General features: G+C 72.9%; 11 protein-coding genes. 8 read left to right on the forward strand and 3 right to left on the reverse strand.

All coding sequences use genetic code 11. The features are described from left to right. Window positions 1-60 precede the first annotated feature (60 nt). Both P3T27_RS17590 and P3T27_RS17595 read right to left on the reverse strand, forming a co-directional pair. Window positions 61-549: a 2Fe-2S iron-sulfur cluster-binding protein gene (locus P3T27_RS17590; RefSeq protein ID WP_280679444.1), complete on the reverse strand. Its 489-nt coding sequence runs from the start codon at window positions 547-549 to the stop codon at window positions 61-63. Further along, window positions 546-1,433, reverse strand: coding sequence for an FAD binding domain-containing protein (locus tag P3T27_RS17595; RefSeq protein WP_280679446.1), 888 nt, complete (start codon window positions 1,431-1,433; stop codon window positions 546-548). Before P3T27_RS17595 ends, P3T27_RS17590 begins: the two co-directional genes overlap by 4 nt. 438 nt (window positions 1,434-1,871) lie before the next feature. Here P3T27_RS17595 and P3T27_RS17600 point away from each other — a divergent pair, with 438 nt between their 5' ends. After that, window positions 1,872-3,464 carry a PucR family transcriptional regulator gene (locus P3T27_RS17600; RefSeq protein ID WP_280679448.1) on the forward strand — a complete coding sequence of 531 codons (1,593 nt, stop codon included), beginning with the start codon at window positions 1,872-1,874 and terminating at the stop codon, window positions 3,462-3,464. A gap of 98 nt (window positions 3,465-3,562) precedes the next feature. On the opposite strand, the gene P3T27_RS17605 is transcribed toward P3T27_RS17600, so the two are convergent. Continuing rightward, the gene (locus tag P3T27_RS17605; RefSeq protein WP_280679450.1) at window positions 3,563-4,696 is read right to left on the reverse strand and encodes an alpha/beta hydrolase-fold protein; all 1,134 of its coding nucleotides are present in this window, start codon (window positions 4,694-4,696) and stop codon (window positions 3,563-3,565) included. A gap of 311 nt (window positions 4,697-5,007) precedes the next feature. Between P3T27_RS17605 and P3T27_RS17610 the strand changes: the two genes are divergently transcribed. From P3T27_RS17610 to P3T27_RS17640, 7 genes are all read left to right on the forward strand, one after another. Then, on the forward strand, window positions 5,008-6,027 hold the full coding sequence (locus P3T27_RS17610; protein WP_280679451.1) for a sugar ABC transporter substrate-binding protein: 1,020 nt from the start codon (window positions 5,008-5,010) through the stop codon (window positions 6,025-6,027). Beyond that, entirely contained in the window at window positions 6,024-7,055 is a 1,032-nt protein-coding gene (locus tag P3T27_RS17615) for an ABC transporter permease (protein WP_280679453.1), read from the forward strand. Before P3T27_RS17610 ends, P3T27_RS17615 begins: the two co-directional genes overlap by 4 nt. After that, window positions 7,052-7,864, forward strand: a complete 813-nt coding sequence (locus P3T27_RS17620; protein ID WP_280679455.1) for an ATP-binding cassette domain-containing protein — start codon at window positions 7,052-7,054, stop codon at window positions 7,862-7,864. Before P3T27_RS17615 ends, P3T27_RS17620 begins: the two co-directional genes overlap by 4 nt. After that, on the forward strand, window positions 7,861-8,967 hold the full coding sequence (locus tag P3T27_RS17625; RefSeq protein ID WP_280679457.1) for an ROK family glucokinase: 1,107 nt from the start codon (window positions 7,861-7,863) through the stop codon (window positions 8,965-8,967). Before P3T27_RS17620 ends, P3T27_RS17625 begins: the two co-directional genes overlap by 4 nt. 105 nt (window positions 8,968-9,072) lie before the next feature. Further along, window positions 9,073-10,866 carry a gamma-glutamyltransferase gene (ggt, locus tag P3T27_RS17630; RefSeq protein WP_280679459.1) on the forward strand — a complete coding sequence of 598 codons (1,794 nt, stop codon included), beginning with the start codon at window positions 9,073-9,075 and terminating at the stop codon, window positions 10,864-10,866. 151 nt (window positions 10,867-11,017) lie between these two features. After that, the gene (locus P3T27_RS17635) at window positions 11,018-11,821 is read left to right on the forward strand and encodes an exodeoxyribonuclease III (protein ID WP_280679461.1); all 804 of its coding nucleotides are present in this window, start codon (window positions 11,018-11,020) and stop codon (window positions 11,819-11,821) included. A 162-nt stretch (window positions 11,822-11,983) separates the two neighbouring features. Beyond that, window positions 11,984-12,565 (forward strand): hypothetical protein, encoded by a 582-nt coding sequence (locus P3T27_RS17640; RefSeq protein ID WP_280679463.1) that lies wholly within the window; start codon window positions 11,984-11,986, stop codon window positions 12,563-12,565. Window positions 12,566-12,613 lie beyond the last annotated feature (48 nt).

The following is a 12,613-nucleotide window of genomic DNA, read 5'->3' on the forward strand; positions in this document are numbered from 1 at the left end:
TGCGCTCGGCGGGCGCTTCGCACAATGCGCACCCTTCGATGATTCGTTCGCTTCGCTCGCTCATTCCGAAGCCCCCTTGCCGGCGCACTTGCGGGCGGACGCCAGCCGCACCGCGTCCATGATCTTCTCGTAGCCCGTGCAGCGGCAGAGGTTGCCCGACAGCGCCTCGCGGATGTCGTTGTCGCTCGGCTGGGCGTCCTGGTCCAGCAGCGCGTCGGTCTGCACCAGCAGGCCGGGGGTGCAGAAGCCGCACTGGACGGCGCCGGCGTCGACGAACGCCTGCTGGACCAGGCCCAGTTCGCCGTTCTCGTCGGTCAGGCCCTCGACCGTGCGGACCTCGCGGTCCTGCACCTGGCCGGCCGCGACCAGGCAGCTGCAGACCGGTACGCCGTCCAGGTAGACCGTGCAGGAGCCGCACTCGCCCTGTTCGCAGGCGTTCTTGGAGCCCGGCAGGCCGACCCGCTCGCGCAGCACGTACAGGAGGCTCTCGCCCTCCCAGACGTCGTCGGCCTCGACCGGCTTGCCGTTGGCGGTGAACGTCACCCTCATGCCGCGCTCCTGATCTGCTTGCTGTAGTCGTTCCAGGTCCAGGTGAGGGTGCGGCGGGCCATCACGGCCAGCGCGTGCCGGCGGTAGTCGGCGGTGCCCCGGACGTCGTCGATCGGCGAGGCCGCGGCCTTGACCAGCTCGCCGAAGCGCTGGATCACCTCGGTGCCCAGCAGGTCGCCGGACTCCCAGAGCCCGCGCTCGGCGAGCACGCCCCGCAGGTACTCCTCGGCCTCGACGGCGCGGCGCGGCGTGGGGGCGGCCGAACCGATGCCGGTGCCGACGGTGCCGTCCTTCGGGTGAAGGGCGAAACCGAAGGCGCAGACCGCGATCACCATGGCGTTGCGGGTGCCGATCTTCGAGAACTGCTGCGGGCCGTCCGCCACCGGGATGTGCACGGCCCGGATCAGCTCGTCGGCCGCCAGGCTGTTGCGCTTCACACCGACGTAGAAGTCGTCGATCGGGATCAGCCGGGTGCCGCGCACGGAGGCCGCCTCGACGAACACGTCCCGGCCGGCCGCCAGCAGCGCCGGGTGGGAGTCGCCGGCCGGGGAGGCCGCGCCGAGGTTGCCGCCGACGCCGCCGCGGTTGCGGATCTGCGGCGAGCCGACGGTGTGGGCCGCCAGCGCCAGCCCGGGCAGCGGCCCGGACAGCTCGTCGATGATCCGGGCGTACGGGACGGAGGCGCCGAGTCTGACGACGCCGCCGTCGTTCGACCACTGGGTGAGCTCGGTGATGCGGTTCAGATCGAGAATCGCGGATGGCCGGTGCACGTCGAAGTTCATCTCGACCATGACGTCCGTACCGCCCGCGATGGGCAGCGCGGTCGGGTACTCAGCCTTCGCCGCGAGTGCCTCGTCCCAGGTAGCGGGCCGAAGGAACTCCATGCGGGTGTCTCCTCAAGTCGTCGCCTGCCGAACGGGTGGGCACAGTGCCCGGAACTCGGTGTTCGGACCTCTCATACCGCTTCGTCGCCTCCGCGTCGGGCCCCGGTCACCGGGTTGTGTCCGGCGGCGTGTGGCCCAGTGAACCGCCGCGGCGGGGCCCGCTGGCAGTCACCGATGGCATGAAGCCCCGGCTGTGCTCCCGCCCGGCATCCTGTACGTTCCTCTAAGGAGGACAATCGCGCAGCCCAGGTGTTCACCAGGTGCTACCTACGACCGTAATCCGGCCGTGATTCGCAAGCGATGGGCCCGTGATCCGGCCGCCCGCCCGGACGTAACGCCAAGCACGGATGTTCGGGCACACTGTGACCCCCGGACCGAACGCTCGGGCCTCCCACGTTCAGCCCCACCCCACCCTCAGCCCCTGTAAGGAGTCCGCGGATGCGTGTCCGTGACCTGCTCGCCCCCGGCGCCCCGCGACTGCGCCTGCTCGCGGCCGAGGACGAGCTGGACCGGCAGGTCAGCGGCGTCATGACCACGGACCTGCACGACCCCGGCCGCTACCTGCACGGCGGCGAACTGGTGCTCACCGGCATGCTGTGGCGCACCGGCCCGGCCGACTCCGAGCGGTTCGTGCGGACCCTCGCGGCCGGCGGCGCGGTGGCCCTGGCGGCCGGCGAGGCCGAGGTCGGCCCGGTGCCCGAGGACCTGGTCGAGGCCTGCCGCCGGCACCGGATGCCGCTGCTGGCCGTCCCCGACGACATCGCCTTCGGCACCGTCACCGAGTTCATCGGCCGCCAGGTCTCCGCCGACCGCGCCGCGGACCTCGCCGCCCTCGTCGACCGGCACCGCCTGCTGGTCTCGGCGGCCGGTGGCGGCGGGCTGGACGCCGTGCTGGACCTGCTCGGCGGCGACCTCGACCTCGACTGCTGGGTGCTCACCCCCACCGGCGCGGTGATCGCCGGCCCCGCCGACCGCCTGCCGGCCGAGGACCGCGACCAGCTGGTCCGCGCCCATCTGGGTGCCCAGCGCCAGCGCCGCCGCCCCCCGCACCGGGCCCGCCTGGCCGGCGGCTCCTACTCGCTGCTGCCCGCCCCGGTCTCGGCCGAGCACGAGACGCCGCTCGCCGACTGGGTGCTCGCCGTGGCCGGCGACGTCACCGAGTGGACCACCAAGCGCCAGCAGCTCGCCGAGAACCTGGCCCGCCTGGTCGCCGCCGAGCGCCACCGCCGCGACGAGGGCCGCCGGCTGCGCCGCCGCCTCGCCGACGAGGTGCTGACCCTGCTGCAGCGCGACGCCGACCCGGCCGAGATCAGCCGCACCCTGTACGCCTCCTCGGCGATGGCCGCCCGCTACGAGAGCCCCGAGCCCAAACCCCAGGCCCCGGAAGCCTCCTGGCTGGTGCTCAGCGCCGAGGGGACCGGCCTGCCGGAGGGCGCGGTGCGCGCCGTCCTGGAGGAGGCACTGGGCGGCACCACCGACCGCGCCCTGGTCGCCGGGGCCGGCTCGGGCGCCGTGGTGGTGCTGCCCGTCCTGGAGGGCTCGGTGCCCGCCGAGACCCTGCGCGACCTGCTCGCCCCGCTGGAGGCCGGCCTCGGTTCGGAGGGCCGGATCACCCTCGGCGTCTCCGCCCCCGCCTCCGAGGCCGGCGGCCTGCGCGGCGCCCTGGAGGAGGCCCGGCACGCCCGCCGGATCGCCGCCGCCCGGGTCGGCCGGGTCTGCGTGGCCGGCCCCGAGGAGCTGGCCTCGCACGTGCTGCTGCTGGCGGCAGTCCCGGACGAGGTCCGCCGGGCCTTCCGCAGCCGGCTGCTGGACAAGGTGATCGCGTACGACATCGAGCACCAGGCGGACCTGGTCCGCACCCTGGAGGCCTTCCTGCGCTCGGACGGCTCCTGGACGCGCTGCGCCGCGCAGCTGCACGTCCACGTCAACACCCTGCGCTACCGGATCGGCCGGATCGAGGAGTTGACCGGCCGTGACCTCTCCCGGCTGGAGGACCGGGTGGACTTCTACCTGGCGCTCGAACTGGCCTGACGGCCCGCGTACGAGGACGGCCCGAGACCAGGGCGGCCCGCGTACGAGGACGGCCCGCCGCGAGCAGTCGCGGCGGGCCCTCCTCCTTGCGGTCGTGGTTACTGCGCCGGGATGACCCCGGTCAGCCACTCGAAGACGCTCGGCACCATGGTCTTCCACAGCTCGGTGGTGTGCGGGCCGTTGCTCTCCTGGACCTGGACCTTGGTCGGCTCCTTGGCCGCCGCGGCGATCGCCTGGGCGTCCTCCAGGCCGTCGCCCTTCTTGCCGCTGATGAAGAGGTTGACCTTCGGCGGTGTCTGGGCGGTCTTCAGGATGGTGATCGGGTTGTTGGCCTCGCGCAGCTTCGGGTCCTTGCCGACCAGGGAGTCCGACTCGGCCGCCGGGTCGTTGTAGCCGGACATCGAGATGCCGGCCCGGTACCGGTTGGGGTGCGCCAGGGACAGCTTGGCCGCGCAGTGGGCGCCGGCCGAGTAGCCGGCGATCGCCCAGCGGTCCGAGGAGGGGTCGGCGCGGAAGTTGTCCAGGACCATCTGCGGGACGTCCCGGGTGATCCAGGCGTCGGCGTTGATCTTGCCGGGGATGTCGGTGCAGCCGGCGTCCTGGTGGTTGCCGAGGAGCAGGGTGCGCGGCGAGACCAGGATGAAGGGGGCGACCTTGCCCTGCTGCATCAGCGGCTTGAGCTGCTCGGAGACCTTGAGGGTGCCGTACCAGGTGGAGGAGGAGCCCGGGTAGCCGGGGATCAGCTCGACCACCGGGAACTTCTTGTCCTTGAACGCCGGGTCGTTGTACTGCGGCGGCAGCCAGACCAGCACCTCGCCGTCGACCCCGGACACCTGGCCCTTGAGCTCGGTCTTCTGGACGTCGTTGGGAACGGCGGGGTCGTTCACGCCGGCGAACTTCTGGGTGATCTTCGGCGGCTGCTTGGCGGCGTCGCCGCCCTGGTTGCCGGCGGGGGCGCCCGGCTCGGCCGGCGGGAGCGAGGGCACGGCCCGGACGTGGTCACCGGTGCCGAGCAGGTCGTCCCAGTTGCCGTAGATCAGGTTGGCGTTGTTGACCATCACGAAGACCATCAGCACGGCCGTGACCTGGCAGAACATGATCATGACCAGTCGGGACAGGATCCGCACCGGGTTCGATCCGCGGACCTTCCCCCAGAACAGCAGCGCCACCGTGATGGACACCGGCACCAGGATGACGGTGAGGATGAGGAATGGCGTACCTGTCAGTTGCATCAAGTTCTCGTATCCGGGTTGCTGGCCGCCCGGGCCCCACTCGCCCGAACGCACTCCAATGGCATCAGACGGCGGGGAACCGATGATCGGTTGCCATCCAAATCTGTGCGGAACCTGAGAGGAACATCACGTTTCCGGGATGTTCCTGTTTCGGGTCGGCGCTTAGTCTGCCACCCGGACGGCCGTCGTCCGGACGAGATGTCCAGCGAACTTCCAGGAAAGGTCCCCCGGGGCACCTTACCTCCCGGGCGGCGCACGCCGCCGGGCGAGGCGGTGCGTGAGCGCGCGGGCCGGGCAGAGAGACTATGGGGATGAGCACAACCCGCTTTCGCCCGTCCCGCCGCTTCTGGCCCGTTTGCGCCGTCCTGGCTCTCGCGGTCACCGCGGCCGGTTGCAGCAGTACCGGAGGCAGACGCGCCGAGGAGGCCCGCGCCAAGGCCGCGGCCTCCGCCGGCAGCGCCGTCACCACCCCGCGCTGGAAAGTCGCCATGGTGACCCACGCGGGAGCCGGCGACGCCTTCTGGGACAGCGTGCGCAAGGGCGCCGAGCAGGCCGCCGCCAAGGACAACATCACCTTCCTGTACTCCAACGACGCGCAGACCCAGAACCAGGTCCAGCTCGTCCAGGCCGCCATCGACCAGAAGGTCGACGGCCTGCTGGTCACCCTCGCCAAGGGCGACGCGATGGCCGACGTCCTCGGCAAGGCCAAGGCCGCCGGCATCCCCGTGATCACCGTCAACTCCGGCCAGGAGTACTCCGCGAAGTTCGGCGCCCTCACCCACATCGGCCAGGACGAGTCCACCGCCGGCCAGGCGGCCGGCACCGAGCTGGCCGGCCGCGGCCGCAAGAACGTGCTCTGCGTCATCCACGAGCAGGGCAACGTCGGCCAGGAGCAGCGCTGCTCCGGCGCCCGGTCCAAGGCCGCCGGCGCCTTCCAGGTGATGTACGTGGACGGCGTCAACATGCCCGACGCCCGCGCCGCGATCTCCGCCAAGCTCCAGGCCGACCCGGCCATCGACACCGTGCTCACCCTCTCCGGCCCGATGGCGGCCACCGGTCTGCAGGCCGTCCAGGACGTCCACCGCGCCGTCGAGCTCGACACCTTCGACCTGGGACCGCAGGTGGTGTCCGGGCTCAAGTCCGGCAGCGTCGGCTTCGCCGTCGACCAGCAGCCCTACCTGCAGGGCTACGAGGGCGTCGACCTGCTCTGGCTGTACAAGTCCAACCTGGACATGCTCGGCGGCGGCAAGCCCGTCGCGACCGGCCCGCAGATCCTGACCAAGGACGACGCCGACGCGCTCGCCGAGTACGTCGCGAGGGGGACGAGGTGAGCACCACCGACGTCCTCGCCCAGGACCGCCCGGCCGCACTGCGCCGGCTCCTGGCCCGCCCCGAGCTCGGCTCGCTGATCGCCGCCGTCGCGGTCTTCACGGTGTTCGCCCTGGCCGCCGAACCCTTCCTGCGGGTCGCCTCGCTGGGTACCGTGCTCTACGCGGCGTCCACCATCGGGATCATGGCCGTCCCGGTCTCGCTGCTGATGATCGGCGGCGAGTTCGACCTGTCGGCCGGTGTGCTGGTCACCACCGCCGCGCTGACCTCCTCGATGGTCTCCTACCAGTTCACCGCGGTGACCTGGGTGGGCGTGCTGGTCTCGCTCGCCGCCACCCTCGCCGTCGGGGCCTTCAACGGCTGGATGCTCGGCCGCACCAGGCTGCCCAGCTTCATCGTCACCCTGGGCACCTTCCTGATGCTGACCGGCGCCAACCTCGGCGTCACCAAGCTGGTCTCCGGGACGGTCTCCACCAAGCCGATCTCCGACATGGAGGGCTTCGCCGCCTGCCGCTGGCTATTCGCCTCCGAGGTCACCGTCGGCGGGCTGACCGTCAAGGCCACCGTCTGGTGGTGGCTCGGCCTGCTCGCGGTCGGCAGCTGGGTGCTGCTGCGCACCCGCTTCGGCAACTGGATCTTCGCCGTCGGCGGCGACGCGGCCGCCGCCCGCGCGGTCGGGGTGCCGGTCGCCCGCACCAAGACGCTGCTCTACCTCGGCGTCGGCTTCGGCGCCTGGGTGCTCGGCCAGCACCTGCTGTTCTCCTTCGACACCGTGCAGTCCGGCGAGGGCGTCGGCAACGAGCTGATCTACATCGTCGCGGCCGTCATCGGCGGCTGCCTGATCACCGGCGGCTACGGCTCGGTGGTCGGCTCCGCGCTCGGCGCGCTGATCTTCGGCATGGCCAGCAAGGGGATCATCTACGCCCAGTGGAACCCGGACTGGTTCAAGTTCTTCCTCGGCGCGATGCTGCTGCTGGCCGCCCTGCTGAACGCCTACGTCAAGCGCCAGGCCGAACGGGGGCCGCGATGAACAGCGAACTGCTCGCGCTGGAGGGCGTCGGCAAGACCTACGGCACCGTCCGCGCCCTGGAGGACGTCTCGCTCACCCTGCACGCCGGCGAGATCAGCTGCGTGCTCGGCGACAACGGGGCCGGCAAGTCCACCCTGATCAAGATCATCGCCGGGCTGCACCAGCACGACGAGGGCCGTTACCGCATCGGCGGCGAGGAGGTCCGCCTGGCCTCCCCGCGCCAGGCCCTGGACCGCGGCATCGCCACCGTCTACCAGGACCTCGCCGTCGTCCCGCTGATGCCGGTCTGGCGCAACTTCTTCCTCGGCTCCGAGCAGGGCCACCGCCGCTGGGGCGGCCTGCGCCTGGACGCCGACGGGATGCGCGCCACCACCCGCGAGGCGCTCGCCCGGATGGGCGTCGACCTGCACGACGTCGACCGCCCGATCGGCACCCTCTCCGGCGGCCAGCGCCAGTGCGTGGCGATCGCCCGGGCCGTCCACTTCGGCGCCAAGGTGCTGATCCTGGACGAGCCGACCGCGGCGCTCGGCGTCAAGCAGTCCGGGGTGGTGCTCAAGTACGTCACCGCCGCCCGCGACGCCGGGCTCGGGGTCGTCCTGATCACCCACAACCCGCACCACGCGTACCTGGTCGGCGACCACTTCACCCTGCTCAAGCGGGGCCGGATGGCCGGCAGCCACCCGCGTGCCGAGATCGGCCTCGAACAGCTCACCACCGAGATGGCCGGCGGCTCCGACCTCGCCGAGCTCTCGCACGAGCTGGCCCGACCCACTGACCCCGAGCCCCGTGAGGAGCGTCCGAAGCCGTGAACAGCCCCCAAGGCAGCACCCGGCCGGCCGTCCTGCCCAACCTCCTCGGCCTCGGCCCGCGGGCCGAGCGCCGGCGCCGCGCCCTGCCCGCCGGGATACTGCGGCTGCCCACCATCGGCGTCGACATCGGCGGCACCAAGGTGGTCGCCGGGGTGGTGGACGGCGAGGGCAAGGTGCTGGAGAAGCTGCGCACCGACACCCCCCACAAGAGCAAGAGCGCCAAGGTCGTCGAGGACGTCATCGTCGAGCTGGTGCTGGAGCTCGCCGACCGGCACGACGTCCACGCGGTCGGCATCGGCGCGGCCGGCTGGGTCGACGCCGACCGCTCCACGGTGCTGTTCGCCCCGCACCTGAACTGGCGGGGCGAGCCGCTCAAGCAGGCGCTCAGCGAACGGCTGCGGTTCCCGGTGATCGTCGAGAACGACGCCAACGCCGCCGCCTGGGCCGAGTGGCGCTTCGGCGCCGGGCGCGGCGAGGACCACATGGTGATGCTCACCCTCGGCACCGGCATCGGCGGCGCCGTCGTCCGCGACGGCTACGTCGACCGCGGCAAGTACGGCCTGGCGGGCGAGTTCGGGCACATGCAGGTGCTGCCCGGCGGCCACCGCTGCCCGTGCGGCAACCGCGGCTGCTGGGAGCAGTACTCCTCCGGCAACGCACTGGTGCGCGACGCCCGCGAGCTCGTCGCCGAGGAGTCCCCGGTGGTGCAGCCGCTGCTCGCCCGGGCCGGCGGCACCGTCGAGGGCATCACCGGACCACTGGTCACCGAGGCCGCCCGGGACGGCGACCCGACCGCCACCGAACTCCTCTACGAGGTCGGCACCTGGCTCGGCGTCGGCATCGCCAACCTGGCCGCCGCGCTCGACCCGGGCCGCTTCGTCGTCGGCGGCGGCGTCTCCGAGGCCGGGGACCTGCTGCTCGGCCCGGCCCGGGACACCTTCCGCCGCACCCTCACCGGTCGCGGCTTCCGCCCCGAGGCCACCATCGTGCACGCCGCCCTCGGCAACGAGGCCGGCCTGGTCGGCGCCGCCGACCTCGCCCGACAGGTCGCCCGCCGCTTCCGCACCATCAAACGCCGCCGGGTCGAGCGCAGCGCCTCCTGAGGTCCTCCTGCCGCGTCAACTGCCGGGTGGTAGCGGTGCGGTGTGGTTGTCGGAATCATGCCTCCTGTGAAACAACGGAGTTGACGCCGACTCAGGAGGACCCGGATGAGGGCTCTGACCCGTCTCGCACCACCGCTGCTGCTCGCCACCGCCCTGGTCTGGTCCTGTGCCGGGCCGGCCGGGGCGGCGGGCGCGGCCCCGCCGCCGAAGGCCGCCGAGGCGGTGGGCTGGGGCGGGGCGGTGTCCAGCGTGGACGCCGACGCCACCGCGGCCGGCATCGAGGTGTTGCGCAAGGGCGGCAACGCCGTCGACGCGGCCGTCGCGACCGCGGCGGCCCTCGGCGTCACCGAGCCCTACTCCTCCGGCATCGGCGGTGGCGGGTACTTCGTCTACTACGACCACGCCACCGGCCGGGTGCACACCATCGACGGCCGCGAGGTGGCCGGCCGCACCGCCGACACCGGGCTGTTCCTGGAGGGCGGCAAGCCGCTGGCCTTCGCCGACGCCGTCACCAGCGGCCTGTCCGTCGGCGTCCCCGGCACCGCCGCCACCTGGGACACCGCCCTGCGCCAGTGGGGCAGCCGCCCGCTCGCCGACAACCTGAAGCCCGCCGAGCGGATCGCCGACGACGGCTTCGTCGTCGACCGGACCTTCCGCGGCCAGACCGCCGACAACTACGACCGGTTCAAGGACTTCCCCGACACCGCCAAGCTCTTCCTGCCCGGCGGCAAGCCCCCCGAGGTCGGCACCGTCCTGCGCAACCCCGACCTCGCCGCCACCTACCGGCTGCTCGCCAAGGACGGCGTCCGGGCCCTCTACCAGGGCGAGTTGGGCAAGGACATCGCCACCACCGTCCAGCAACCGCCGGTGGACCCGGCCTCCGGCCGCAAGGCGCGCCCCGGCAAGGTCGACACCGCCGACCTCGCCGCCTACCAGGTCAACCGCCAGGCCCCCACCCACGTCGCCTACCGCGACTACGACGTCTACTCCATCGCCCCCTCCAGCTCCGGCGGCACCACCGTCGGTGAGGCGCTCGGCATCCTGGAGGACGGCGACCTCGGCACGTACGGCGACACGCAGTACTACCACCACTTCCTGGACGCCTCCCGGATCGCCTTCGCCGACCGCAACCGCTGGGTCGGCGACCCGGCCTTCGGCGACGTCCCCACGAAGGAACTGCTCTCCGCGCGCTACGCCGCCTCCCGGGCCTGCCTGATCAGCCCCGACCGGGCCCTCACCAGCCCGCTCGCCCCCGGCGACCCGCGCCACCCGGCCGGCTGCGCCGAGGCCGGTCCCGCCGTCGCCGAGCCCTACGAGGGCCCCAACACCACCCACCTCACCGTGGCCGACCGGTGGGGCAACGTGGTCGCCTACACGCTCTCCATCGAGCAGACCGGCGGCAGCGGGATCACCGTCCCCGGCCGCGGCTTCCTGCTCAACAACGAGCTCACCGACTTCGACTTCACCCCGCTCGCCCCGGGTGTCCCCGACCCCAACCTGCCCGGCCCGGGCAAGCGGCCGCGCTCCTCGATGGCGCCGACCATCGTGCTGCGCGACGGCGAACCGCTGCTCGCCACCGGCAGCCCCGGCGGCGCGACGATCATCACCACCACCCTGCAGGTGCTGCTCGGGCGGCTCGACCGGGGCCTGAGCCTGGAGCAGGCCATCGCCGCGCCGCGCGCCAGCCAGCGCAACACCGCCGCCACCCAGGCCGAGCCGGCCTTCCTGGCGCTGCCCGAGCGGGCCGCGTTGGAAGCGCTCGGGCACAGCTTCACGTCCGTCGCCGAGATCGGCGCCGCCACCGGGGTGGAACGGCTGCCGGACGGGCGGTGGGCGGCCGCGGCCGAACCGGTCCGGCGCGGCGGCGGCTCCGCGGCGGTGGTGCGGCCCGCGGGCTGACCGGGACTGTCAGTGCCGGGCGGTATGTTCGGGGTGGGCCTCCCTCGCGGGGGTGCCCACCCCTCGCCGTACCGAAGCACCTGTCCGTACCGAAGCGCCCGTCCGTACCGATCCACTCGTCCGTACCGAACCACCGGGAAGGCCGCCCGCCGTGACCGTCCGCATCGCCACCTGGAACATCAACTCCGTCACCGCGCGGCTGCCCAAGCTCCTGGAGTGGCTGGAGAGCGCCAAGCCCGACGTGCTCTGCCTCCAGGAGCTCAAGTGCGCGGCCGACGCCTTCCCGTACGAGGAGGTGCGCGCGCTCGGCTACGAGACGGCCGCGCACGGTACCGGCCGGTGGAACGGCGTCGCGATCGTCTCCCGGCTCGGCCTGGACGACGTGGTGCGCGACCTGCCGGGCCAGCCCGGCTACCTCGCCGACGGCGCCCTGCTGCCCGACGTCGAGCCGCGCGCCGTCGCCGCCACCTGCGGCCCGGTCCGGGTCTGGTCGGTCTACGTGCCCAACGGCCGCGAGGTCGACCACGCCCACTACCGCTACAAGCTGGAGTGGCTGGAGGCCCTGCGTCAGGCCGCCGTCGAGGACGCCGCCGGGCCCCGCCCGTTCGCCGTCCTCGGGGACTTCAACATCGCCCCGACCGACGAGGACGTCTACGACATCGCCGCCTTCGAGGGCCTCACCCACGTCACCCCCGCCGAGCGGGCCGCGCTGGAGGCCCTCGGCGAGGCGGGCCTGCACGACGTGGTGCCGCGCCCGCTCAAGTACGACCACCCCTACACCTACTGGGACTACCGCCAGCTGGCCTTCCCGAAGAACCGGGGCATGCGGATCGACCTCACCTACGCCAACAAGGCCTTCGCCGACGCCGTCTCCGACAGCTACGTGGACCGTGAGGCCCGCAAGGGCAAGGGCACCTCGGACCACGCGCCGGTCGTGGTGGACCTCGACCTGTGAGTCACGTTGGGTGAGGGGCGGTAACCCGAACGGTCCAGACCGGTGGCCGGGCCCGGGCGGCCTGCCTACCGTCGGGGAATGACCGGGTGCAGTTGTTCGACCACGGGACATCGGAGTCCCCCGGCTGCGCCCGAGAATTCCGGAGGTTCCGGCATGCGCCCCATGCGTACGGCCGCCGCCGCCCTGATCGGCGCGACGGTACTGACCGGCCTGACGGCCCCCCTCGCATCCGCCAGGGACGGCGAGGCCTCGGTCGGCCCGTCCCAGGCCGGTTCCGACAAAGGCCTCGGCTCCGACAAGGGGCCCGGTTCCGGCAATGGCCCGGGTTCGGAGAAGGGGCCCGGTTCTGGCAATGGCCCGGGTTCGGGAAAGGGGCCCGGTTCCGGCAATGGCCTCGGTTCGGGGAAGGGGCCCGGCTCCGGCAATGGCCTCGGTTCCGACAAGGGGCCCGGTTCCGACAAGGGGCCCGGTTCCGGCAATGGGCTCGGTTCCGGCAATGGCCTGGGATCCGGCAATGGCGTCGGCTCCGACAAGGGCCTCGGGGACTGGGGCAAGGCGGCCGGCGAGTGGGCGGGCTCGCTCGGCCAGTCCGGCGCCGGCGGCCAGCAGATCGCCCCGCACGGCGCCGTGGAGACCGGCTTCGGCGGCTCGGTCGCGTCCGACCCGGCGGAGCTCGCCGGGGGCGCGGCCCTGGTCGCGGGCGGCATCGGCGGCTTCTGGCTGCTGCGACGGCGCAGTGCCTGATGGCCCCTCGCGCCGTCGCCCCGCGTTTCCTCCGCGCGTCGCCGGACC

It is taken from the genome of Kitasatospora sp. MAA19 (assembly GCF_029894125.1).
Lineage (GTDB): Bacteria > Actinomycetota > Actinomycetes > Streptomycetales > Streptomycetaceae > Kitasatospora.